20 protein-coding genes are annotated in these 23554 nt (G+C 61.1%); 3 read left to right on the top strand and 17 right to left on the bottom strand.

Going from position 1 to position 23554, the window contains the following annotated elements:
* The first annotated feature begins 105 nt into the window (after nucleotides 1-105).
* Nucleotides 106-1518 (top strand): bifunctional enoyl-CoA hydratase/phosphate acetyltransferase, encoded by a 1413-nt coding sequence (locus V5B39_RS10420; RefSeq protein ID WP_332342826.1) that lies wholly within the window; start codon nucleotides 106-108, stop codon nucleotides 1516-1518.
* Between the two features lies 1 nt (nucleotide 1519).
* On the top strand, nucleotides 1520-2704 hold the full coding sequence (locus V5B39_RS10425) for an acetate/propionate family kinase (protein WP_332342827.1): 1185 nt from the start codon (nucleotides 1520-1522) through the stop codon (nucleotides 2702-2704).
* A gap of 197 nt (nucleotides 2705-2901) precedes the next feature.
* Here the strand turns inward: V5B39_RS10425 and fabI are convergent, their stop codons facing one another.
* Nucleotides 2902-3735 carry an enoyl-ACP reductase FabI gene (gene fabI, locus V5B39_RS10430; protein ID WP_332342828.1) on the bottom strand — a complete coding sequence of 278 codons (834 nt, stop codon included), beginning with the start codon at nucleotides 3733-3735 and terminating at the stop codon, nucleotides 2902-2904.
* A gap of 336 nt (nucleotides 3736-4071) precedes the next feature.
* On the opposite strand from fabI, the gene V5B39_RS10435 reads away from it, so the two are divergent.
* Nucleotides 4072-4908, top strand: a complete 837-nt coding sequence (locus tag V5B39_RS10435) for a formylglycine-generating enzyme family protein (RefSeq protein WP_332342829.1) — start codon at nucleotides 4072-4074, stop codon at nucleotides 4906-4908.
* A 7-nt stretch (nucleotides 4909-4915) separates the two neighbouring features.
* On the opposite strand, the gene motD is transcribed toward V5B39_RS10435, so the two are convergent.
* The 16 genes from motD to V5B39_RS10515 all read right to left on the bottom strand — a co-directional run bounded on the left by motD (nucleotide 4916) and on the right by V5B39_RS10515 (nucleotide 22987).
* Nucleotides 4916-5692, bottom strand: coding sequence for a flagellar motor protein MotD (gene motD / locus V5B39_RS10440; protein ID WP_332342830.1), 777 nt, complete (start codon nucleotides 5690-5692; stop codon nucleotides 4916-4918).
* Nucleotides 5693-5695: 3 nt separating this feature from the next.
* A complete protein-coding gene (locus tag V5B39_RS10445; RefSeq protein WP_332342831.1) occupies nucleotides 5696-6436 on the bottom strand; it encodes a flagellar motor protein in 741 nt (246 codons plus the stop codon).
* Nucleotides 6429-7175, bottom strand: a complete 747-nt coding sequence (locus V5B39_RS10450) for an RNA polymerase sigma factor FliA (protein WP_332342832.1) — start codon at nucleotides 7173-7175, stop codon at nucleotides 6429-6431. The genes V5B39_RS10445 and V5B39_RS10450 overlap by 8 nt, the downstream gene beginning before the upstream one ends.
* Before the next feature lie 18 nt (nucleotides 7176-7193).
* The gene (locus tag V5B39_RS10455) at nucleotides 7194-8078 is read right to left on the bottom strand and encodes a MinD/ParA family ATP-binding protein (protein WP_332342833.1); all 885 of its coding nucleotides are present in this window, start codon (nucleotides 8076-8078) and stop codon (nucleotides 7194-7196) included.
* Nucleotides 8071-9426, bottom strand: coding sequence for a flagellar biosynthesis protein FlhF (gene flhF / locus V5B39_RS10460; RefSeq protein ID WP_332342834.1), 1356 nt, complete (start codon nucleotides 9424-9426; stop codon nucleotides 8071-8073). Before flhF ends, V5B39_RS10455 begins: the two co-directional genes overlap by 8 nt.
* Complete coding sequence (gene flhA / locus V5B39_RS10465; RefSeq protein WP_332342835.1) at nucleotides 9423-11516, bottom strand: flagellar biosynthesis protein FlhA; 2094 nt, start codon at nucleotides 11514-11516, stop codon at nucleotides 9423-9425. The genes flhF and flhA overlap by 4 nt, the downstream gene beginning before the upstream one ends.
* Entirely contained in the window at nucleotides 11509-12648 is a 1140-nt protein-coding gene (gene flhB / locus V5B39_RS10470) for a flagellar biosynthesis protein FlhB (RefSeq protein ID WP_332342836.1), read from the bottom strand. Before flhB ends, flhA begins: the two co-directional genes overlap by 8 nt.
* 174 nt (nucleotides 12649-12822) lie before the next feature.
* Nucleotides 12823-14745, bottom strand: coding sequence for a chemotaxis protein CheA (locus V5B39_RS10475; RefSeq protein WP_332342837.1), 1923 nt, complete (start codon nucleotides 14743-14745; stop codon nucleotides 12823-12825).
* A gap of 10 nt (nucleotides 14746-14755) precedes the next feature.
* Nucleotides 14756-15616: a protein phosphatase CheZ gene (gene cheZ / locus V5B39_RS10480; protein ID WP_332342838.1), complete on the bottom strand. Its 861-nt coding sequence runs from the start codon at nucleotides 15614-15616 to the stop codon at nucleotides 14756-14758.
* A gap of 1 nt (nucleotide 15617) precedes the next feature.
* Nucleotides 15618-16007 carry a chemotaxis response regulator CheY gene (gene cheY / locus V5B39_RS10485; protein ID WP_034931543.1) on the bottom strand — a complete coding sequence of 130 codons (390 nt, stop codon included), beginning with the start codon at nucleotides 16005-16007 and terminating at the stop codon, nucleotides 15618-15620.
* Between the two features lie 32 nt (nucleotides 16008-16039).
* Nucleotides 16040-16978, bottom strand: a complete 939-nt coding sequence (locus V5B39_RS10490) for a chemotaxis protein (RefSeq protein ID WP_332342839.1) — start codon at nucleotides 16976-16978, stop codon at nucleotides 16040-16042.
* Nucleotides 16979-17006: 28 nt separating this feature from the next.
* Nucleotides 17007-17975, bottom strand: a complete 969-nt coding sequence (locus V5B39_RS10495) for a chemotaxis protein (RefSeq protein WP_332342840.1) — start codon at nucleotides 17973-17975, stop codon at nucleotides 17007-17009.
* A 103-nt stretch (nucleotides 17976-18078) separates the two neighbouring features.
* A complete protein-coding gene (locus V5B39_RS10500; protein ID WP_332342841.1) occupies nucleotides 18079-19776 on the bottom strand; it encodes a methyl-accepting chemotaxis protein in 1698 nt (565 codons plus the stop codon).
* A 124-nt stretch (nucleotides 19777-19900) separates the two neighbouring features.
* The gene (locus V5B39_RS10505) at nucleotides 19901-21952 is read right to left on the bottom strand and encodes a CHASE2 domain-containing protein (protein WP_332342842.1); all 2052 of its coding nucleotides are present in this window, start codon (nucleotides 21950-21952) and stop codon (nucleotides 19901-19903) included.
* 1 nt (nucleotide 21953) lies between these two features.
* Nucleotides 21954-22544: an OmpA family protein gene (locus V5B39_RS10510; protein ID WP_332342843.1), complete on the bottom strand. Its 591-nt coding sequence runs from the start codon at nucleotides 22542-22544 to the stop codon at nucleotides 21954-21956.
* Nucleotides 22541-22987 (bottom strand): FecR family protein, encoded by a 447-nt coding sequence (locus V5B39_RS10515; protein WP_332342844.1) that lies wholly within the window; start codon nucleotides 22985-22987, stop codon nucleotides 22541-22543. The genes V5B39_RS10510 and V5B39_RS10515 overlap by 4 nt, the downstream gene beginning before the upstream one ends.
* Nucleotides 22988-23554 lie beyond the last annotated feature (567 nt).

The raw sequence follows: 23554 nt of genomic DNA on the forward strand, positions 1-23554 counted from the left end.
CCAGGGAGATCCCCTTGCAGGTCCGGTTGCTCCTCATTCGGTCGCCCGACGCGACCCAGCCGTCGCCAGCCGAAGACCCTCATCACCTTTCAGGCAGAGCAGAACATGACAAGCGAAACCCTTCAGAATCGTTGCTTCGACGAAATCCAAATCGGCGACACGGCCAGTGTCAGCCGTACCCTCAGCTTGCGCGACGTACAGCTTTTCGCGGCGGTTTCGGGCGACATCAGTCCGACCTCGCTCGACAACGAACTCGACAGACAACTCGGCCCGTCCGACCTCGGCGCACACAGCATGTGGCTGGGTGCGCAGGTTTCAGGACTGCTCGGCAAGCAACTTCCGGGTCCAGGAACGGTTCACTCGGGGCAGGATCTCGAGTTTCTGGGGCCACTACCGATCGGTGAGCAGGTCACGATCACGATTACGGCCACCGCCAAGGATGCCGCAAGCCGGCGAGTGACTTTCGACTGTCGTGGCGACAACGCACGCGGTGATACGATCATGACCGGTACCGCCCGGGTGATCGCGCCACGGGTGAGGATCACGATGGCAAGTCCGGAAGAGGCGCAGGTGTCAATCCAGAGTCACGATCGCTTCGAGAGCCTCGTCGAACTCTGTCAGCAACTGTCGCCGGTATCGGTGGCGGTCGCGCATCCCTGCGATGAGTCGTCGTTAGGCGCCGCACTGCAGGCCAGACGTGAGGGTCTGGTCGAGCCGATTCTGGTCGGACCGCTGGCCAGGCTGCGGGCGCTTGCCGAGCAGCATGGGTTCGATCTCTCGGGCGTGCAGATCGAAGACGTGCCGCACAGCCATGCCGCCGCTTTTCGTGCCGTCGAACTGGTTCGCCTCGGCAAGGCCGCGGCGCTGATGAAAGGCAGCCTGCACACCGACGAACTGATGGCCGAAGTGGTCAGTCGGGAAACCGGCCTGCGCACCGAGCGGCGCATCACGCATGCTTTCGTGATGGACGTGCCGACCTACCACAAGCCGCTGATCGTCACCGATGCGGCGATCAACATCGCGCCCGATCTCGACACCAAGCGCGACATTTGCCAGAACGCCATCGATCTGGCCCGGACGCTCGGCATCGCACTCCCCAAGGTGGCGATCATCTGCGCGGTCGAGTCGATCAATTCGCGCATGATCTGCACGACTGACGCCGCCTCGCTGTGCAAGATGGCCGATCGTGGCCAGATCACCGGTGCCATCCTCGATGGTCCGCTGGCCCTCGACAACGCGATCAGCAAGGAAGCGGCACGCATCAAGAAGATCGACTCGGTGGTCGCCGGCGATCCCGACATCGTCGTCGTTCCCGATCTCGCTGCCGGCAACATTCTCGCCAAGCAGCTCACTTTCATGAGCAATGCCGATGGCGCGGGGATCGTGCTCGGCGCGCGCGTGCCGATCATTCTGACCAGCCGCGCCGACAACAAACGCACCAAGCTTGCCTCGTGTGCGGTCGCCTGCCTGATGGCCAGCGGCTCGCTTGGGGTGGGCCAGACAAAGACCGGAGGCTGACATGGAAAAGGTGATTCTGGTCCTCAACGCGGGCTCGTCGAGCCTGAAGTTCTCTCTCTTTGCCCTCCCGGCGGCAGGTGAGATGCGTCCCCTTGCCGTTGGCCAGGTCGAAGGGCTGGGCACGGCACCGCGCCTCAAGGCGAAGGATGGCCAGGGAGAGGTCATTGCCGATACCCGCTGGAGTACGGCGGAAGTGGCGAACCCCGCACAGGCCTTGCAGGAAATCATCGGGTTGTTGCGTTCCCGCTTCCAGGAAAACGAACTGGCGGGTGTCGGCCACCGGGTGGTGCATGGTGGCCCCGATTACTCGGCGCCGCTACTCATCAGCGCGGAGGCCCTGGAAAAGCTCGACACTTTCGTACCGCTGGCGCCGCTGCATCAACCCCACAACCTCGCAGCGATTCGCGCCGTGCAGCAGGCGAGACCCGAGCTGGCGCAAGTGGCCTGCTTCGACACCGCTTTCCACCGGACCCAGAGCATGATCGCGGATCTCTACGGTCTGCCCTATGAATACTACGAACGCGGGATTCGGCGTTATGGCTTCCATGGTCTCTCCTACGAGTACATCGCCGCGACCCTGCCAGCGGTCGCACCCGAAATCGCCAACGGACGGGTGGTGGTCGCTCACCTGGGCAGTGGTGCCAGCATGTGCGCGATCCACAACGGCCGCAGCGTCGGCAGTTCGATGGGCTTCACCGCGCTCGACGGACTGATGATGGGCACCCGACCGGGAAACATGGACCCCGGGATCGTCCTGTACCTGTTGCAACAGGAGGGGATGAGCGCTAAACAGATCGAGGATCTGCTCTACAAGCGCTCCGGGCTGCTCGGCCTTTCCGGAATCGGCAACGACATGCGCGTCCTGGAGGCCAGTGACTCGCCACGTGCCCGCCTGGCGATCGACCTGTTCACCTACCGTATCGCCCGCGAACTCGGCGGGCTCGCCGCCGTGCTCGGCGGCCTCGACGCACTGGTGTTCACCGCCGGGATTGGCGAAAACAGCGCGCGCATCCGGCAACTCGTTTGCGAGAAGGCCCGCTGGCTGGGTGTCGAGCTCGACGAGGCGGCCAACGATCAGAATGGCTCACGCATCAGCAGCGCCGACAGCCGGGTTTCGGTGTGGGTGGTGCCGACCAACGAAGAGCTGATGATCGCCCGTCATACGCGCAAGCTGCTGGGCCTGTGATCCTGTTGCCTGGCCTGGGCCAAACCAACCCTCAAAGGGTGCCGTTGGGTAGACAATGGCCGTCATCACTCGCGGAGCAGTGCAAACAGGGTGCCCGATCCTGCAGATCGAAGCTCCAGGTGAGGACTATTCGATACCACGAGCAGATGACAGGAATGGCTGTGACCAGGAATGATGCAGGGCCATCTTCGCCCTGTTCAGCCGACGACGTGATAGCCACCGTCAATGTACATCGTTTCGCCGGTGATCAGCTTCGCGTAGTCGGAAGCGAGGAACGCCGTTGCCATGCCGACATCCTCGATGCTGACCAGCATGCGGCTCGGCGCGCGCGTCGCAGCGATTTCCATCAACTCGTCGAAACGATCGATGCCGGTAGCCGCACGGGTCTTGATCGGGCCGGGCGAGATCGGATGCACCCGAATCCCCTTCGGCCCGAGTTCGGCAGCGAGGTAACGTGCCGACGCTTCGAGGGCCGCTTTCACCGGGCCCATCAGGTTGTATCGATCGACCACTTTCTCGGCGCCGTAGTAGCTCATCGTAAACAATGAGCCGCCGCCCTGCATCAGCGGCTCGGCGAGCTTCGCCATGCGGATGAACGAGTGGCAGGAGATGTCCATCGCCATCAGGAATCCGTCGCGCGAGCAGTCGGTGACGCGGCCGTGCAGATCCTCGCGTGGCGCGAAGGCAATCGAGTGCAGGCCGATGTCGAGCTGGCCCCAGGTCCGCTCGATGGCCTCGAAAACGGCCTCGAGCTGCCCAGGGATGCGCACATCGCAGGGAAGATAAAGCGCCGGATCGACACCCAGGTGATCGGCCAGCGCCTGGGTATAAGGCTTGCTCTTTGCGTTGAGATAGGTCATTGCAACGCTGGCGCCCAGGGCGCGGAAAGCGAGCGCGCAGCCATAGGCGATCGACTGGTTGTTGGCGATTCCGATGACCAGCGCTTTCTTGCCTTCAAGCGCGCCGGCAGGGCCTTTGACTTTTTCAGCAAGTTCGCGAAAGAATGCTTCGGTCGGGTTCAGTTCAGTCATTGGGTGTGCTCCTTGTCTGCTTGTGGGATCCTGTTGGCCGACAGTTGAAGAAAAGAGAGCCATCGCCATACTACCATGTGCAGCAAGCGTGGGGTCGGTCGGAGTGGCGTGGGTCTCCCGGTAAATTTGTTCTCCATGAGCCGTCACGGGTATAACGGCGTTCCTGGTCATGCTCAGCCCTTCCCGGCAGGGCGTTCGGCGGGTACACTGAAAACCTGTCGCCGCCGAGTGGCGTCGACGTCGCCCCGGCAGTCGCGACCAGCCACTGATTGACGATCCTGTCCGCTGCTCTGTACTACCCGACAGACCATTTCCGGTTACCCGCCACGAAAGCCCATGATGTCAGAGATCATCCCCCCCGGGCCTATCCCGCTACCCTGGGTGAGCCATGTCGTCGAGGATCGCTTCGGACTATCGGTGACACTGCGTGTGGGCCATGCCCAGCAGGTGTTTCGCTGGATTGCACCGGGGCAGTTCCTGATGGGCGCACCAGCCGACGAGAGCGAGCGAGGCAGCGCTGAATTGCAGCACGAGGTGACGCTGAGCAGTGGTTACTGGCTCGCCGATACGCCCTGCACGCAGGCCTTCTGGCTGGCAGTATGGCCGGTGAATCCGAGCCATTTCCAGAATCACCCGCAGAATCCCGTCGAAAATGTCAGTTGGCACGATGCACAGGGTTTTATCGCTGAGTTGAACAGACGCTTTCCGGGACTGTACGCCCGCCTGCCGAGCGAGGCCGAATGGGAGTATGCCTGCCGGGCCACGACCACGACACCGTTCTCTTTTGGCCATCAGGTCACTGTCGAGCAGGTCAATTTTCATGGCAACTATCCCTGCATCGGCGGCGACCAGGGCCTCTATCGGCAGCGCACCGTGCCCGTCGCTTCCTTGCCGGCAAACCCCTGGGGCTTGTACGAGATGCACGGCAACGTCTGGGAATGGTGCGCCGACTGGTATGGCGAATACCCGGCGACACCGCAATTCGACCCGCGTGGCCCCATCATCGGCAAGATGCGCGTCCTGCGCGGTGGCACCTGGAGCGACCCCGCCCGCTACGCACGCTCTGCCAATCGCAGCCGCATCGAGCCTGCCTACCGTCCGCGCAGCAGTGGTTTCCGGATTGCCCTGGGGCAGATCCGCGATCCTGTCGGGATGCGCCACCGTATTTCCTGAATCCGTTTCAATTGCGGTCTGCCGGCGTGATGTCCGTGCCCTTTTCGGGAATCTCCGATTCGATCTGGATCGTCACCCGGCGATTGCGCGCTCGCCCGTCAGCCAGCACATTCGGCTCGACCGGGCGCGTATCGGCATAACCAATCGCGGTCAGTCGCTCGGCAGCAACGCCGGCGTCGGCGAACAGGCGCAGGACGGTGGTCGCACGCACGGCGGAAAGCTCCCAGTTCGAAGGGAACTGCACGTTCCTGATCGGGATATTGTCGGTGTGCCCTTCGATGATGATCGGAAACTCCGCGGCAACCAGCACTTCGGCAACCGACTGCATGGCTCTGGCCATGGGCGGTTGCAGCAGCGCCTGGCCGGGAGCAAACAGGATGCTGTCGTTGATTTCGATGCTCACACCGCGGCTGCTTTCCAGAACACGCACCTTCCCCTGCTCGATCAGCGGTGCCATCACTTCGAGGATCTCCTTGGCAACGTTACGCATTTTCTCGCGCTGTTGCTGTTTGACGGCTTCCTGCGTCTTGTTGACCGGGTTCGGTTTCTGTACTACCGGCGCAGACGGCGGCAGAATCGTCGGTGTTTGTCCAGCACTGTTGACAGGGGCATTGCGAAAGGCGCTGATCATCGAATTGCTCAGAATGCGGTACTTTCCTTCATTCACCGAGGAGAGCGCGTACATCACCACGAAGAAGGCAAACAGCAGGGTGATGAAATCGGCGTACGAGACCAGCCAGCGTTCGTGGTTGTCGTGCTCGTCCTCGTGTTTTCGCCGTGCCATCAGTTAAAAGACGTAACCCCGTAAACGACTCTCGATGATGCGTGGATTATCCCCGTTGGCGATACCCACCAAACCGTCGACGATCATTTCGCGTTGCACAATGAGGCGATTGACATGCGCCTTGAGCTTGTTGGCCATCGGCAGATAGACCAGATTGGCCAGGCCAACACCATAGATCGTGGCGACAAAAGCGACGGCGATGCCGGCACCAAGCTTCGATGGGTCGGAGAGATTCTCCATCACCTGGATCAATCCCATGACGGCACCGAGAATACCGATGGTCGGCGAATAACCGCCGGCGGCCTCCCATATTCTTGCCGAAAGTTTCATCTCCTGTTCAAAGGTGCCAATCTCGACTTCGAGAACCTCGCGCAATCTTTCCGGCTCAGCACCATCGACCAGCAGTTGCAGGCCCTTGCGGGTAAACTCGTCCTTCAACTCGTTGAGGATGGCATCCAGTGCCAGCAGCCCCTCGCGCCTCGACACCTGGCTCCAGTTCGCAACCTGCTGGATCAACTGCTGATGATTGACCTCCGGGGGATACCACATCCATTTCACCATGCGAATACCGCGCACGAAAGTGGTGTAGGGACTCTGCAACATCACCGCACCCAGCGTGCCGCCCACCACGATCAGCAGCGCCGTCGGTTGCGAGAGCGATCCGAGATGCCCCCCTTCGAGAATCTGACCGGCAACGATCGCCAACAGACCGATCAGCAGGCCGAGGACACTGGTTCTATCCATAACTTGCGGCTTTGCCCAGCTTCCGGCCGCCAGTGCCGAACAAGCGGGCGCGCAATCGCATCACCGCCTGACTGTGCAATTGACACACGCGCGATTCGCTGACTTCCATCACCTCGCCGACTTCGCGCAGGTTGAGATCCTGCTCGTAATAGAGCGCCATCATCAGCTTCTCACGCTCTGGCAGCCCTTCGATCGCCTGCGCCAGTTCGCGACGGAGAGTTTCGTTTTCGAGGATGGTGGCCGGGTCGGCGCCTGCATCCGCCAGATGATGTTCGAGATATTCCTCACCCCCTTCGGAAATCATGTCCTCCAGGTAGATCAGTTGATGCCCTCGTGCCTCCTGCAGCATCTTCTGGTAATCGGCAAGAGGCATTTCCAGAGCATCCGCCAGTTCCCTTTCTGTCGGTGCGCGGCCATTTTCCTGTTCGAGTCGGGAAATCGTGACTTCGATACGCCGATAGTTGCGGCGCAGGCTGCGCGGCAACCAGTCATTATCACGCAGCCCGTCGAGCATCGCGCCGCGCACACGCTGTACCGCATAGGCTTCGAACTGAGCCCCCATGCCAGCCTGGAAACGGCCAATGGCGTCAAGCAGGCCGAGCATCCCGTTCTGAACCAGATCCTCCACCAGCACACTGGCAGGCAGGCGAGCCATCAGGTGACAAGCGATGCGCTTGACCAGCGGGGCGAAGCGCTGGACCAGCTGATCCTTGTTGAGTTGACCAGCAGCGTTATACATGCGTTATTGAAGGAGCTATCAGGCGTAGATAGCAACCGGATCGATGCGGTGGCACAAGTGTAGCAGTTGTTGCACAAAATGTTCGAGCCCTCCGAAATCGTCTTCGGCGGCAGGCCAATTCAACAGTTCGTTGGCCACGATCTGATAGGCTTTCGCTGCTGGCGAGTTCGGAAACAAGCCGGCAACCGGTTGGCACAGCCGGGCGGCCTGCTGCAGATGTTCGTCGAAAGGCACGCAACCCGCATAATCGAGACGGGCCAGTCGGCGACTGCTGGTCACCTGTGCAATATTGTCATGGATGGCTTGCGCGTCGACGGTGGCCCGCACCTTGTTTACCAGGATGCGGAAGTGTCTGCGCGCGTAACCCAGACTGACTTTCTTGATCAGTGCGTAGGCCTCGGTAATCGACCGGCTGTTCGGTGATACGACAATCACGGTATCGTGCGCGGCAAGACCGAGCGGCGAAAAACCCAGCGGATGGTCGCGCGAGGTATCGACCAGAACGACGTCGGCAGCCGGCCGGATGCCTCCAAGACAGTCGAGCAAGATGCTCTGCTCGGCATCGTTGAGCCTGGCGAGTTGCTTGACGACTCTGGCCGCCGGCAGCACTCGAATCCCCGGCGCGACCGAAAGAATCACTTCCGCGAGCGACCTTTCCCGATCGATGACCTGCTGCAGATCGTATGCCGCAAAGACGCCATAAAAGGTGGCGACACCGTGCCCGATGTTCTCGTCCACCACCAGAACTTCTCTGCCCTGGCCGGCCAGTGCGGCCGCCAGATTGGCCACCAGAACGCTCTTGCCGACTCCCATGCTGCCGGCAGAAAAGGTCACGATACGCGACTGCGGGCGCTGCAGGAGACGCCGCAAGCCGGCCGCCTGATCGCCCCGGAAATCAGCCATGCTGGCCTCCGGCGGCTGACTGCAGACCAACTGCCGAACTGGCCATCATCAAGCCGGGCTCGAGGCCGCTCAGGTGATGTGGAGAACTCTCGGGCAAGTCCTTGAAAGCACGATGCAGCAGGTACTGGCGATTCGGCAAGTGCAGATCCTCCGGCACCCGCTGCCCATTCGACACATAGTACAGCCGCAAACCGTGCCGGATGATCACGTCGAGCGACGAAGCCAGGCTCGCAGCTTCGTCAACCTTGGTCAGAATACTTCCCGCCAGATCCAGCCGGCTGTACGACCTGACGACGTCATCGAGCGTATCGCCACGGCTGGTCGCCGACAACAGCAATAGCGAATTGACGTGACTGGCCCCGAACATGGCCACCTGTTCGCTCACCATGCGGTCACGCTGGCTCATTCCCATGGTGTCGATGAGAACCATGTGCGTGTGCTGCAGATCGTGCAGTGTGGTGCGCAGGTCTTTGGCATCCCTGGCAAGATGCACGGGGACACCCAGAATCCGGCCATAGATACGCAACTGTTCGTGGGCACCGATCCGGTAACCATCGGTCGTCACCAGGGCGAGTTTCCTGGCACCGTGTCGCAACACACAGCGTGCCGCCAGCTTGGCGGTGGTCGTGGTCTTGCCGACGCCGGTTGGGCCGACCAGTGCATAGATGCCTCCCTGATCGACGATGTCACTCTCGCTGTTGATGGTCAACAGGCTACGTTCGGCAGCCCCCTTGACCCAGGACAGCGCCTGCCCGGCCTCCAGTTCGCCGGGGAGTTCGGCAAGCAGGTCGCGCGCAGCCTGTGGTGAGAAACCGACGTCGAGCATCTGACGAAGCATTTCTGTCTTGACCGGCTCTGCACGCGCGGCCTCCCCCCAGGCAAAACCGGCCAACTGTTGCTCGACAAGCCGGCGCAGCGTACGAATCTCCTCCATCACGGCCGCAGGCACCACTTCCGCCTCCGGCCTTGTAGCACTGCGAGCAGGCGACTGCGGTACCTCCACCGGCGGCAAGGGTCCCGCCGCCGGTGCTGGTGGCGGACGAGGGTTGGTACGCGCGCCTGCTTGCCCCAGGGCTGGCGGCATGCTGCGCAGCGGTGGCTGATCCTTTGCGGTCACTCGTCCTGGCATCGGAGCAGGTGGTGCAGCGGCCGTGTAGTCCTTGCTGCGCGGTGCCTCCCGCTCCTGCGTCGGGACCATCATTTCCATGTCGCGAGCAGCCACCGCCATGATCTCGACCCCTCCGGGAATCCCTCGATTGGACAGAATGATCGCGTCCGGTCCGAGGGTCTCCTTGACCTTGCGCAAGGCGTCACGCGCGGTTGCGGCAATGAATTTCCTGACGTTCATACTCTCTGTCCAATGATGGAAGTCACCTTGATGACCCGGTTTTCAGGCACTTCAGCGTGTGCCAGGACCTTCAGTTGGGGAATGCTGCGGCGGAGGAAGCGCGACAGCAATGTGCGCAGGTTTCCTGGAACCAACAGGACCATTGGCAATCCGACCTCCTCCTGGCGCTGCGCTGCGGCAACGGCCTCACGCACCAGCGTATCCGCAAGACCCGGCTCGATCCCGGCACCGACGCCATCGCCACCCGCACCGACGGCCTGCATGAGCAGGCGTTCGAGTTGCGGATCCAGCGATATTACTTGCATTTCAGTCCCCTCCGGGTAAACCTCCTGAACGATCGAACGGCCCAGTGCTGTACGCACCTGTGCGGTCAGCACCTCCGGATCCTGAAAGCGCGGCGCCATGTCAGCGAGGGTTTCAATGATCGTGCGCATGTCGCGAAGAGGCACACCCTCTTCCAGCAGGTTACGCAACACTTTCTGCACCACACCGAGCGACAGGGCCTTGGGCACCAGTTCTTCGACCAGTTTGGGCATTTCCTTCGCTAAATGATCAAGCAGCGCCTGCGTCTCCTGCCGCCCCAGCAGCTCGGCGGAGTGCGCGAGAATCAGGTGGTTCAGGTGCGTTGCGGCAACCGTGCTGGCATCGACGACGGTGTAACCGTAGGCCTGGGCCTGCTCGCGCAATGCCGGATCAATCCACACCGCCGGCAATCCGAAGGCTGGATCCTTGGTCACCGTACCGGGCACCTGCCCGGCAACCCGACCGGGATTGATCGCCAGCAGATTTCCCGGAAAGGCTTCTCCCTGACCGATCTCGACGCCTTTGAGCAAGATCTTGTAGACATTGGGTTTCAGTTCCAGGTTGTCGCGGATATGGACAGGAGATACCAGGAAACCCACTTCCTGGGCGAATTTTTTTCGAATGCCGCGTATCCGGCGCAGCAATTCGCCATCCTGTGACTTGTCGACCAACGGAATCAGCCGATAGCCGACCTCCAGGCCGAGCACGTCGAGTGGCGTGACATCATTCCAGCTGGCCTCCTGCGCTTCGCGCGGCGCTGCTGCCGGTGCGACGGCGATCGGCTCTGGCACGGCAGCATGCGCACGCTTTTCGAGCTGCCAGGCCATGGTCGCAATTGCGCTGGCCAGTAGCAGGAAAACAAAATTGGGCATGCCGGGGATCAGACCCAACAAACCGACAATCGCTGCCGTCAGATAGAGCAGTTTCGGATTTCTGAAAAGCTGTGAGACGAATTGCTGCGAAACATCCTCGTTGTCGCCAACGCGTGTCACGACCATGCCGGCAGCAATCGAAATGATCAGCGCCGGGATCTGGGCCACCAGGCCATCACCAATGGCCAGCAGGGTGTAGGTCTTGGCAGCGGCGCCGAAATCCATGCTGTGCTGCAACACCCCGACGATCAGGCCGCCGATCACGTTGATCAGCATGATCAGGATACCGGCCACCGCATCACCGCGAACAAACTTCGAGGCACCGTCCATCGACCCGAAAAAGTCTGCCTCCTGGGCGATCGTCGCACGCCGCTTGCGTGCTTCATCCTCGGCGATCAGTCCGGCGTTGAGGTCGGCATCGATCGCCATCTGCTTGCCTGGCATGGCATCGAGCGTGAAGCGTGCGGCCACTTCGGCAACCCGTCCGGCACCTTTGGTGATGACCACGAAATTGATGACCACCAGAATCGTGAACACGACGATTCCGACCGTGTAGTTGCCGCCAACCAGGAAATGCCCGAAGGCTTCGATGACCTGCCCGGCAGCACCCGGGCCCGTATGACCCTCGAGCAGAACGACGCGGGTCGAAGCGACGTTGAGGGACAGGCGCAGAAGCGTCGTGACCAGCAGCACGGAAGGGAAAACGGAGAAATCCAGGGGTTTGATCACGCTCATGGCAACCAGCATGACGATCACCGAAATGGCGATATTGAACGTGAAAAAGAGATCCAGGACAAAAGCGGGCAGTGGCAGGACCATCATCGTCAGGATCAGCATGATCAGCACTGGGCCGGCCATTTGCCGCTGCCCGAAACGAGCAACGAAATCCCGCATGACCAGGCTTGCATCAGCCATTTGCGGCTTCTCCGATGAGTTCGTCAGGAATCGTCATCGCCAACGTTGGCATCGGATGGTTACCGCCGGTCTGGCGCCAGTTGTTCAACTGATAGATATAGGCCAGCACCTCGGCAACCGCCGCGTAAAGTGTTGCCGGGATTTCCTGATCGAGATCGACATGGCGGTAGAGCGCGCGCGCCAGGGGGGCCGCCTCGATGATCGGTACCGCATTCTCTGCACCGACCTGACGGATCTTGAGGGCGATCTCCCCCTGCCCCTTGGCCAGCACCTTCGGTGCGGTCATGCCGCTGTTGTAAGCCAGCGCAACCGCATAATGGGTCGGGTTAGTCACGATCACGTCGGCCGCCGGGACGGCGGCCATCATCCGCTTGCGTGCCGCTTCCCGCTGCAACTGGCGAATGCGCCCCTTGACCTCGGGGTTGCCCTCGAGTTCCTTGCCTTCCTGCCTGAGTTCCTCGCGAGTCATCTTGAGTTTGTCGTGATGTTGCCAGATCTGGAATGGCACATCGACCACAACGATCAGCAACATCGCGGCAACAATCGCCAGGAAGCTGAAAGTGAGCAAGTGGCCGGCGCTCGACAGACTGACGGGAAGCGATTGCGCAAACATCGCCAGCAGGTCGCCACGCTCACGCCACAGAATCCACGCCGCAACGCCGCCAAGCAGTGAAGCTTTGGCCACGGCCTTGACCAGTTCCACCAGCCCGGCCCAGGACACCAGACGAGCCATGCCCTTGAGCGGATCGAGACGGCTCAGGTCAGGTTGCAATGCCTTCATGGAAAAATTCCAGCTACCCAGGAAGAAGGGCGACAGCAGGGTTGCTGCGACCAGTGCAGCAAACAATGGGACAAAAATCAGCAAGGTATCGAGCGAGAGGTCTGCCAGGCGAACCAGCATCATCGTCGGCTCGCGTGCCAGTGATGAATCGACTCGCAACCCACCCCGGAAAATTTCCGCCATGCGTTGCACCAACCAGGGACCCATCAGCCAGAACGCCATCGCGGCAACGATCAGGATCACGAACGCGCCAACCTCTCGCGACCGAGGGACCTGCCCCTCCTCGCGCGCCTGCTCCAGACGTCTTGCTGACGCCGGTTCGGTTTTTTCGAGGTCGCTTTCCTCAGCCATTTGGAGTGTCCTATTTACTCCGGGCTATTATAGAAAAACAGACGTGACAAGAGATGAGGAAGCGCGCTTATTTAAACCAATTCCCGGATAGTTGCGCAGGAACAACAGTTGTCGCCGAGACGCAAAACAAAACGGGGGCCGCAGCCCCCGTACCCGCCAGATTCCTCTCGGGGTCTAGGCGAAGAACTCCAGAGTCCGCGCCGACGTGCTGCGCAGTTCTCGGTCGGTATGCGTGGTCAGATCGGCGAGCAGTTCTTTCATGTCCAGGATCAGAACGATCTGGCCATTCGAGAGCGTCGTTACGCCGGCAACACCGCGTGGACGGAAGTCGTCAAGCGCCTTGATCACCGCGTCATCACGGCCGGCAAAGTTGTCCACCGCCAGAATGAAGCTGCGCTCTGCGGTCTGCATCAACACGCCGTAATCGGGTTGTCGCACCTGCGGCCAGCCAAGCAGACGCGAGAGCGCGATTACCGGCAGGATTTCGCCGCGCACCACCAGGGTTTCCTTGCCGCCGACTTCCTGCATCCGCTGGTGGTCGATCGGCAGAATCTCCCTGACCATCGACAGCGGCAGGGCAAAGGGTTGCTCACCGAGCAGGACGAGCAAAACGGGCAGGATCGCCAGCGTCAACGGCAGCGAAATGATGAACACAGACCCCTTGCCGGGCTCGGAGCGGATATCGATCGACCCGTTGAGTTTCTGGATGTTGGTCTTGACGACATCCATCCCGACGCCGCGGCCGGATACTGCCGATGCCTGCGCCATCGTCGAGAAACCGGGCAGAAAAATGAGGTTCAGGCTTTGCCGATCATCGAGCGTGTTCGCTTCCTCTTCGCTGATGATGTTCTTCTCGACCGCTTTGGCCCTGATCCGTTCAGGACTGATCCCGTGCCCGTCGTCGGCAATGATCAGGACGATGTGGTCGCCCTCCTGGCGTGCTTCGAGACGGACCACGCTTTTTGCCGGCTTGCCGGCCAGAAGACGCTCTTCAGGCCCTTCGACGCCATGATCGACGGCATTGCGAATCAGATGAATGAGTGGATCGGCCAGATCCTCGATCATCGTCTTATCGACTTCGGTCTCTTCGCCAATCAGTGCCAGCTCGACGTCCTTGCCCAACTGCCGAGCCAGATCGCGGGCAATCCGCGGGTACTTCTGGAACAGCCGGCCGATCGGCTGCATCCGCGTTTTCATCACCGAGTTCTGCAAATCCGAAACCAGGAGATCCAGCTGGCTGACCGCCTGATCGAGGGCTTGCAGGGTTTCCGAATCGGTTCTGCCGGCAAGGATATCAGCGCGCAGACTGGTCAGGCGGTTCTTCGTCAGACCAATCTCGCCAGACAGGTTGAGCACCTGATCCAGGCGCGTGGTATCGACCCGAATGGTCGCTTCGCGCGCAGCGGCTCGCTCGTCGGCACGGCGACCGGAAGGCGCGCCGCTCACCGCAGCGCCAGGTTTGTCGGTACTGCGGCGCCCTTCCGGCGGGAAATGCGGCTGCAGCTTGGAAAGGTCCACGGTCTTATCCACGGTCGCAGCCGGGGTTGCGGCCGCATCTACCGCTACAGCAGGGGTGCTTCGCGTGGTCACTGCCGGTACCGCGACAGTCTGCCCAGTCACGGCCGCGTGCAGGGCTTGCCAGTCCGGACCTTCGTTTGCAACCGCGACGGGAGCAGCCATCCCCGTGTCGGGCTGACTTTCGACACGCCCTTCGAGCATCGCCCGCAGCGCGACAGTGACCTCGCCGGGAGCTGCATGCGGTTGCATGCCCTGTGCGATCTCGCCAAACATATGGCGAACGCTCTGGGTCGCCGCCATGATCGTATCCATCAGACCCGCCGTCAGCCTCATCTCGGCGTTTCTGAGCTTGTCGAACAGGTTTTCGGTCAAGTGGCAGAGGGTAACCAGCTCAGTGGCATTGAGAAACCCTGCACCGCCCTTGATGGTGTGAAACCCACGGAAAATGTCATTGAGCAAACGACGGTCGTCCGGGCTCCGCTCCAGATCGACGAGTTTGTTGTCGACGTCCGACAGCAGGTCTCCGGCCTCCTGCAGGAAATCCTGCAAGAGGTCTTCCATCCCGGCAAAATCACTCATCCTGAACCTCCTAGAATCCCAGGCTGCCGAGCAGGTCATCGACCTGCTGCTGTGTGGCCACCACGTCACCGCGCCCTTCGGCATTGATCACCGGCCCGTTGAGCAGGCTCATTACCGAATCGGTACGACGCTCGCCGGGCAGCGTTTCGATGAGTACCCCCATCAGTTGTGACTCGAGTTCCTGTGCCACATGGATGATTTTCTTGATCACCTGGCCGGTCAGATCCTGGAAGTCCTGCGCCATCATGATCTCGAGCAGTTGCGCTTTTGTGGCCCCGGTGTTCCGGGGCAGTCCCTGCTTGAGAAAGGAACGTGTCTCCTCGGCCAGATGCTTGAACTCCTCGACGCCCATGCGATTGGCAAACAGGGCATCCCATTTCGTCGCCAGCGTGACTGAAGCGGTCTCGAGTTCCTCCTGCAGGGGGTTTGCCAGATCGGTCGCATTCAACACCCGGCAGGCTGCCTGCTCGGTCAGGTTGACGACATAGTTGAGGCGGTCCCTGGTGTCAGGGATGGCGGAGACGGCATTCTCGATGAGCTCGTGGTAACCCAGTTCACCGAGCGTGTCGTGCAATTGCCGGGCCATCTGGCCGATGCGCTGGAACACCCGGTCCTGGCCTTGCCACTGCTCACCGCTGCCCGCCGCTTCGGACGTGCCCGCTGCAGTGCTCTGCGCCGCGACGACCGAGTCGAAAAGGATCTGCAGCTCGTCGCTGTCATCTGCCCCGTCGCCCTCGCGTAACTGCTGCATCAACGATGGCCCCCGAGAGGCTGGCAGCACCGGTGTTGCGTCCGCGGCCACTCCTGCCGCGATGCTGTCGAACAGCGCTTCGAGTTCTCTCGAATCCCCGGACCTATCTGCGTCGCTCATCTCAGCCACCCATCTTGTCAAAGATCTTCTGCAGTTTCTCGGCCAGCGTCGCCGCGGTGAAAGGCTTGACGATATAACCGCTTGCCCCTGCCTGCGCAGCCGCGATGATGTTTTCCTTCTTCGCCTCGGCGGTGATCATCAGTACCGGCAGATGCTTGAGCGCCGGCGCACTGCGAATCGACTTGAGGAGTTGCAGGCCATCCATGTTCGGCATGTTCCAGTCGGTGACGACAAACTCGAAGTCGCCATTCTGCAGCCTCTGTAGTGCCACCGCACCGTCTTCTGCTTCGTCTACGTTCGAGAAACCCAATTCCTTGAGGAGATTCCTGACAATGCGTCGCATCGTCGAAAAATCGTCCACCACCAGAATTTTCATCTTCGGATCAGCCATTCTTTAACTCCAGGTTCCTTCTTTCTGTTTGCTCAGCGCTCAAGCAAGGGGCGCAGGGTATCGGCGAGGATTTCGGCGTCGAACTTGCCGACGTAGGCGTCCACTCCCACGGCCTTGCCCATCGCGTGATTGGCTTGCGACGACAACGACGAATGCATGACCACCGGGATACCCGCGAAACGGAGGTCGCTCTTGATGTTCTTGGTAAGGACGTAGCCGTCCATCTCGGGCATTTCGGCATCGACCAGGATCAGGCGAAGTTCGTCGCGAACGCTCCGGCCCGTTTGTGTCGCGTGTGCGGCAATCCCCTGCAGTCGGCTCCAGGCCTCGGCACCGTTGGTCGCATGCTTGTGCTTGACACCCAGCTTGTCGAGGACCTCGACGATCTTGCGTCGGGCAACCAGCGAATCATCGGCAAAAAACATGCAGACGTCCTGATCAACATTCGCCGGCGGGATGTCGATGATGATTGCCTCGCCGAAGGCATTGGCCAGAATCTGTTCGACGTCGAGAATCGACACCAGCTTGCCGTCATCGAGTTCGGTTACTGCCGTGATCAGTCCCTGATTGCTCGAAAGTACGCTCTCGGGGGCCTTGACCTTCTCCCAGTCCACCCGGATGATCCGATCCACCTCGTGGACCAGGAAACCCAGGGTCCGCTTGGAGTACTCGGCCACCATCATGGTCTTGCCATACTCGCGAGGCTGCCCTTCGTACTCCAGAAAGGAGATCAGTGACAGCACCGGGATGACATTGCCGCGCAGGGAGATCAGGCCTTCAACCCCACGCGGCATGTTCGGTGTCTTGGTAATGTGCGGTGTCCGCCCGACTTCCCGCACCTTGAAAACGTTGATTCCGAAAGTCTCACGTGTCCCCAGGGAGAACAACAGAATCTCCATCCTGTTTGAACCGGCCAGCCGGGTGCGTGCGTCAACGCTCTCCAGCAGGTTCTTTCTATCCGCCAAATCCATGGTATCGCTCCAGAAAGATCGCTCAGTCTCAGTTCAGTTGCGCTGCCGGAAGAGCACCTTGCAGCCTGCGTGTCAAAGTTTCTGACAGGCGCTGCGGTTCGAATTTCGGCACATACTCATCGACGCCGACGGATCTGCCCAGTTGCTGGTTCGACATTCCGGATAACGAGGAATGCATGATCACCGGAACGCCAACGAAACGTGGATCGGACTTGATCTTCTTGGTCAGGATGTAACCATCCATTTCCGGCATTTCGATATCGGTCAGGACCAGACTGATCAGGTCGGTCACCTGCTGGCCGGAGGCCTGTGCGTAATCCGCCATTTTCTCCAGTTCGTCCCAGGCTTCGCGACCATTGATCGCGGCGACGAATTTCACGCCCATCGCATCGAGAGTCCGCTGAATCTGCTTGCGTGCCACCGCCGAATCATCGGCAAAGAATACCGTCAGCGTGGCATTGTCGATCGGCTTGATATTGCGGTAAACGATGTCGTCGTCGTAGTTGGTCGTTTCCGAGAGCACTTTCTCGACGTCCATCATCATCACCAGACGACCGTCGGGCAATTCGGTCACCGCCGTCACCAGGCCACCCATCTCGGCCGTGAGCATCGCTGGCGGCACCCGCATCTGGCTCCAGTCGAGACGGAGGATGGTATCCACCCCCTCGACCAGAAAGCCCTGGGTATGACCTGCATATTCGGTGACGATCATGATCGAACGCGGCGTCTCGGTATCGATATGGGCATAACGGGCAAGGTCGACGACCGGTACCAGTGCCCCCCGCAGACTCACCATCCCTTCGACCGAGGACGGCATTTCCGGCGCCGAAGTGATCGGCGGCGTCCGCATCACCTCGCGCACCTTGAAGACATTGATGCCGAAGGTTTCACGTCGTCCGGTGCGCGCATCGGTTCCGAGCGAGAACAACAGAATTTCCAGCTTGTTGGTCCCGGCCAGCTTGGTGCGGGCATCGATGTTTTTCAGTAGATCGGACATTCCTCATTTCCTCACGTAAAGCACAGTACGCCTGATCACGAACATCTTAATCCAATAAGCGATGCCACGTCATGCTCACCCACTGCAAAAGACCAAAACCGGATCAAACCTCGGTCTTGTAACCAATCCGGAAACCACCCCAATGCCGGCCCTTGACGTAAATCGGCGCCGAAATGTCGTGCATCAGTTCGCCGGTATCGCGCCGATAAGTCTGCAGGAGAAAAGGTTGTTGGTGACTGCCGCAACGCTTGCCGACCGGGTCATCAAAGATTCGTTTGGTCCGGTTGTTCACAAAATCGACCTTCTCATCACCGCTCAGCGCTTGTGAAAACTTGCGGTTGTGCGTTGGCACGTAGCTGTTTCGATCACAACAGATCGCATAGATCAGCCAGTGGTGCTGGGTCAGCAAACCCTCCTGCAGCGGCACCACGGCCTGATCGGTGAAGTCGTCGAAACGGGTCTTGAACTTCTGCGGCCGGGTATTCGCGATCGGCTGGTAACGATCATCGAACAGATCCTCGATCCTGATCCTCCCCGCATCCAGGGCGGTCTCGAAAATTTCGCTGGCCAGCCGCGCCGCTTGCTGGACGATCGCCGGCATTTTGGCATGCGTGGCGACAGCCTGATCGCCGGCACTGCCAAGCTTGAAGACAGACCCGATCTCCCGAAGGTTTTCGGCCAGACAATCGACATGGTCGACGGCCTGCAAGGTCTCGGCGGTGGCTGCGTCGTTCGTCTCGGCCATTTCCCGGATGCTGCGTACATGCTCGGCAATCCCCTGCCCAGTACGACTCTGCTGGACGACGGCATGAGCGATGGCTTCGACTTTCTCCATCGTTTCGCGCGCACCCTGATTGATGCACTCCAGCGACCGGGATGCCTGCCGGGCCAGTTCAGCACCCTTGCGGGCCTGCCCGCTACCGGCATCAATGCTGGTGATTGCCGACTGCGTTTCGTCCTGAATGGCGGCGATCATCTGGCTGATCTCACCGGTGGCCTGCGATGTCCTTTCGGCGAGTTTGCGCACCTCGTCAGCAACCACCGCAAACCCTCGCCCCTGGTCACCTGCACGCGCCGCCTCGATAGCCGCGTTGAGGGCCAGCAGATTGGTCTGGTCGGCAATCTCGCGAATCGTCTGGACGATGCCGCTGATCGCTTTCGAGCGCTCACCCAGGGCGCACACCACCTGCGCCGACTGCGTCACGGAAGCAGCAATCTGCTCCATTTCTGCCGAAGCACTGCGCACGATCGCCATGCCCTCGGCCGACAGGCGATTCGACGTCTCCGAAATGCCCGCAGTCTCGCTGGCATTCTGGCTGACCTGATTCATGTTTTCGGTCAGCTCGGCAATGGCGCCGGCAGTCGCCAGGGCGGCGTCACGTTGCTGTCTTGACCCCGAGGCGACACGGCTGACCTCGCTGAGCAAGCGTTTTGAGGCACTGCCGACCTCGGTCGAGTTGAACAGCACTTTGCCGACGATCGTTGCGAAGCTTTCCATCAGTCGGTTGAAATCGATCGCCACGGCTGCGATTTCGTCCCGACCCGCAACGGGTACGCGCCTGGTCAGATCGCCATCGAGGTACATCTTCGCCAGTACCATACGCAGCACCGCCAGACGGCCGAGCAGATTTCTCTCGATCAACAGACTAATCAGGCTGGCCAGGAACAACAGCAAGGCCAAAGCGCCCAGCCAACCGTAGAGGCCGCCCCCAAATACCAAATGGCCCAACCAGCCGGCCAATGCCGCGGCAGCGACCTGTAACAGCATGGCAGCACGGATTTTCCAGGCGACTCCGTTCATTTTCGTCCTTTCCATTCATCATTGCTGACAGGACTTCCATTGACAGGTTCACGGCACAAACGGCAACGACTTTAGCGATTTGGCCATTCTGGTCCGGCTCGCTACCCGCCATCAACCATTCGGGTCAAAGCTCCTGCCGGGCAATCGCCTGCGCCTCGGCCAGCGGCTCATAAATGGCTACCGGCGCCGACCGGCCGCGTACCGCGGCATGGCCGAGCCGTCGGCAACGCCAATCACCCAGGGCCTGACGTGTCGCCTCGCCGATGATCACCCCTGCGGCATACTGTGCCGACAGACCCTGAATACGCGAGGCCAGGTTCACCGCATCGCCAAGCACGGTATAGGCACGCCGGTGGCGGGACCCCATGTCGCCCACCACCATCGTGCCGGTGTTGATGCCGATGCCCACCTGCAACGCCGGCCAGCCGCGGCTGGCAAAATGCCGATTGACGCCGGACAGCGCCGCCTGCATCGCGAGAGCGGCCTCTACGGCATGCCTGGCGTGCTGCGGATCGGCCAGCGGCGCTCCCCAGAAAGCGACGATGGCGTCGCCGACATACTTGTCGAGCGTCCCCCGATAGGCGCGAATGACATCGGTCATCGCCGACAAATAGTCGTTCATCAGTTGCGCCAGTTCATCCGGTGGCAGGGTCTCGGCAAGGGTCGTGAACCCTCGCACATCCGCAAACAGTACCGTCAGTTCGGCACTGCGTCCCTCCATGGTGTAATGCTCGGGGTCACGACTCATCTCATCGACCAGCTCGGGCGGAACGTACTGGCCGAAAAGCGTTGCCAGGCGCCGCTTGGCACGATGTTCGACAAAATAGCCGAAGAACAAATGCAGGGCAAGCAGCATTGCCACCAACAGGAGACTCGCCGCCATCGGCAATAGCAGCCGCGCGCCAGTCCAGGCCGCCAGGTTGATGATCGTCACCAGCGCCGACATCGACACCGCGAGGACGACCGCCCGCAGCGGCGAAAGGCGGGGCAGACCAAACAACAGGCCGACGCCAACGACGATCAGCAAGCCGGCCTCGATCGTCGCAGTGTAGGCCGGCGACTGCAGCAGGCGACCATCGAGCAAGCCTGCGAGCAGGTTGGCATGCACCTCGACTCCCGGAAAGGCTTCGCCGACCGGCGTCACGCGCTGGTCGAGCAGGCCCGGTGCCGTGGTGCCCAGCAGTACGACCCGGCCGTGCAGGCTGTCAGCCGGTAAGCGGCCCGCGAGTACATCGGCGGCGGAATGATAGCGAAAGCTGCCCAGACTCCCTCGAAAAGGCAGCAGGACGCTCGCCTGCTCGGCGACAGGAATGCGTCGCGGCGCGCGCGCCGTCAGCAGTTCGATCGACTCAACTGGCCGGGGAGCGGACTGCCAGGGCGCATGGTCGGCAAACCGGAGTTGTAGCGCCGGATTGCCCAGTAACACCTGTACCATCACCAGCGACAGCGCCGCGTATACCTGCCCGTCATGAGCTGCCAGCAACCAGGCGCGCCGCGTTACACCGTCCAGTTCAACCGGCGCACTGAGAAATCCGGCACCGATGGCGGCCTGCTGAAGCCTCGGCAGGTTAGCGCCATAGCCGTTCCACTGCGAAAATTGCCCGGCCTGTACGGCCACCTCCGGCAGCAGCGGCAACGGCAAGGCACCACTCCTGGCCGCCGCCTCCCCATGCGACAGATGGAAACCGAGAATGACCGGATAACGGTGTAAAACCTTCGCCAGTCGGCCATCGTAATCGAGCTCTGGCCGCAACTCTGCAAGCGCCGCCTGGAAAGCGGTATGCTGGCGCAACGGCCCGCGGCCCAACGCCTCCAGCGCAGGCAGCCCGGAGCTCTCGTCCGCTTCTGCCAGGATCACGTCCAGGCCCAGCAACAGCGCGCCGTATCGTTCGAAAATCTGCTCGATCAGCGCCGCCAGACGAGCCCGATTCCACGGCCAACGGCCCAGTTCGACCAGCGATCGCTCGTCGATATCGACGATAACAATACGCTCGTCAATCGCTCCGCGCGCGAACAAACGCACACGCGAATCGTAAAGGAAGGCGTCGAAACGGTGCAATGGATCGATCTCGATGTAGCGCAGGCTATGCGCGAGCAGGACGCCGAGCAACGCGACACCCAGCCACTGCCAGAGGTCGAGAGACACCATCCGCCGACGGCCGAAGATCGAGGTCAACTCAGCGCAGCTTCAATTCGACACGGCGGTTGCGCGGTTCCGGAATATGGTCTGCGGTCGCGACCGCCGGTTCGCGTTCGCCTCGACCAGCAGTGGTGATCGCCTCACGCGCCAAACCCGCGCCAACCAGCAACTCGCGGATCATGTTGGCACGTTGCCAGGACAACTGCTCATTGGCCTCGGCACGACCCACTCGATCCGCGTGTCCGATGACCACCGCCTCACCGGCCGGCAGGGCAGACACTTCGGCCAGAATGCGTGGCAGCCGTGCCTGCGATTCCGGAGTCGGCACACTCTGTCCGAATTCAAAATACACGATATGGACGCGCGGTCGTGCCGGTTGCATGGCCAGCAAGCGGCCGTAGGCTTGACTCACCATGGCTGCGCTGGTCTTGGTCGGAGCCATCTTGCCGTCAACCACATCGACGCCGGCATAAGGCTCGGAAAGCACCACTGCACCCGCTGCGCTGGTGACCAGCAACGCCCCCGTACGGCCATCCGGCCCCGGCAACAAAACGACGTGGCTGGTGGGTCGCGTACAGGCGGCAAGACTCAACGCGAACACCCACAGCCAACGAATCGATCCCCTCATTCGTCCTCTGTACGCGCTTCGACAATGAACTCGGTACCCCGGATGCCGAGTACCACGGTCGGCGTTCTGATGCGCACGTTTTCCGGTGCCTGCTTGCCGATCAGCCCGGTCACCACACTCAGCGTCCCCTTGAGCAGGTTCAACAGCATTCCCCCTTCCCGGGTCGTGCTGTTGAACTGATACTCGTTGATCAGCAGTGTGCTGCGCGCTCCGGCGGTGAGCAAGGTATCGTCGGACAGGGTGATGCCCACCGCCCCATCGTCACCGGTGCGAATCCGGTCACCGACATACACCAGTGTGCCCACCTTGACCGTCTGCACCTGGCCGGCGTGGTCGACAGTGACGTTCCCTTCGCTACGCTTGACCTTGCCGACCGGGATTCCGGTCTCTGCGGCAACGCCGAGCGCGACCAGAAGAAGGAAAACGAACGTATATTTTCGCATGGTGAGCATCTCTGTGGTCGGGGTATGCAGGAGGCAGGGGTCAAAGCGAGCGAAGTTCTTGTCGCCGTCCGATTCGTGACTGGCTCGACAACCGCACACGGCTGGCCGACGGTGGCAATGTAACCTGATTTGCAGCGTAGCAGCAATTCATCTGATTGCGGAATGGAATAGAAGAATCGGGTGTGAATGAAAGTGTTGGGAGGTACCGATGGCTCCCCTCCCCTCGCGGGGGGCGAAGGCGGGGTTTCGCGGAGCACTGCTCCGCGCTGCCGTAGCCGGCCCGCGCTGCAGCGCGGGCCGTAGAAGGGGTTGGGGGAGCAACCGTGTCTGAGGTCAAGCTTTTTTGGGGTCCCCAGGAGCGGGTGTGATTCAAAGTGATGCGCGGCATACAATTCCCCTCTCGATGTCCGTCATGATGTCCTTGAGGAGCCAACTATGCCCCCCCCCTGCCAGAACAAGACCTTGCCTTTTTACAGCGGCTCAACGATCACCCGGTGCTACGTGCCCGTTTTGAAAGCTTGCTCGGGGTGGTGGAGGATGCGGGCGGCGACTTGGAAAAAGCGGACG

It is taken from the genome of Accumulibacter sp. (genome assembly GCF_036625275.1).
Taxonomy (GTDB): Bacteria; Pseudomonadota; Gammaproteobacteria; order Burkholderiales; family Rhodocyclaceae; genus Accumulibacter.

Coding starts and splice junctions, on each gene's coding strand:
- V5B39_RS10495 (WP_332342840.1), bottom strand. CDS start 17,975: ATGTCCGATCTACTGAAAAACATCGATGCCCGCACCAAGCTGGCCGGG.
- fabI (WP_332342828.1), bottom strand. CDS start 3,735: ATGACTGAACTGAACCCGACCGAAGCATTCTTTCGCGAACTTGCTGAA.
- V5B39_RS10445 (WP_332342831.1), bottom strand. CDS start 6,436: ATGGATAGAACCAGTGTCCTCGGCCTGCTGATCGGTCTGTTGGCGATC.
- V5B39_RS10420 (WP_332342826.1), top strand. CDS start 106: ATGACAAGCGAAACCCTTCAGAATCGTTGCTTCGACGAAATCCAAATC.
- cheZ (WP_332342838.1), bottom strand. CDS start 15,616: ATGAGCGACGCAGATAGGTCCGGGGATTCGAGAGAACTCGAAGCGCTG.
- V5B39_RS10455 (WP_332342833.1), bottom strand. CDS start 8,078: ATGGCTGATTTCCGGGGCGATCAGGCGGCCGGCTTGCGGCGTCTCCTG.
- flhF (WP_332342834.1), bottom strand. CDS start 9,426: ATGAACGTCAGGAAATTCATTGCCGCAACCGCGCGTGACGCCTTGCGC.
- V5B39_RS10490 (WP_332342839.1), bottom strand. CDS start 16,978: ATGGATTTGGCGGATAGAAAGAACCTGCTGGAGAGCGTTGACGCACGC.
- V5B39_RS10515 (WP_332342844.1), bottom strand. CDS start 22,987: ATGCGAAAATATACGTTCGTTTTCCTTCTTCTGGTCGCGCTCGGCGTT.
- V5B39_RS10450 (WP_332342832.1), bottom strand. CDS start 7,175: ATGTATAACGCTGCTGGTCAACTCAACAAGGATCAGCTGGTCCAGCGC.
- V5B39_RS10425 (WP_332342827.1), top strand. CDS start 1,520: ATGGAAAAGGTGATTCTGGTCCTCAACGCGGGCTCGTCGAGCCTGAAG.
- motD (WP_332342830.1), bottom strand. CDS start 5,692: ATGGCACGGCGAAAACACGAGGACGAGCACGACAACCACGAACGCTGG.
- V5B39_RS10500 (WP_332342841.1), bottom strand. CDS start 19,776: ATGAACGGAGTCGCCTGGAAAATCCGTGCTGCCATGCTGTTACAGGTC.
- V5B39_RS10510 (WP_332342843.1), bottom strand. CDS start 22,544: ATGAGGGGATCGATTCGTTGGCTGTGGGTGTTCGCGTTGAGTCTTGCC.
- V5B39_RS10435 (WP_332342829.1), top strand. CDS start 4,072: ATGATGTCAGAGATCATCCCCCCCGGGCCTATCCCGCTACCCTGGGTG.
- V5B39_RS10475 (WP_332342837.1), bottom strand. CDS start 14,745: ATGAGTGATTTTGCCGGGATGGAAGACCTCTTGCAGGATTTCCTGCAG.
- flhB (WP_332342836.1), bottom strand. CDS start 12,648: ATGGCTGAGGAAAGCGACCTCGAAAAAACCGAACCGGCGTCAGCAAGA.
- cheY (WP_034931543.1), bottom strand. CDS start 16,007: ATGGCTGATCCGAAGATGAAAATTCTGGTGGTGGACGATTTTTCGACG.
- flhA (WP_332342835.1), bottom strand. CDS start 11,516: ATGGCTGATGCAAGCCTGGTCATGCGGGATTTCGTTGCTCGTTTCGGG.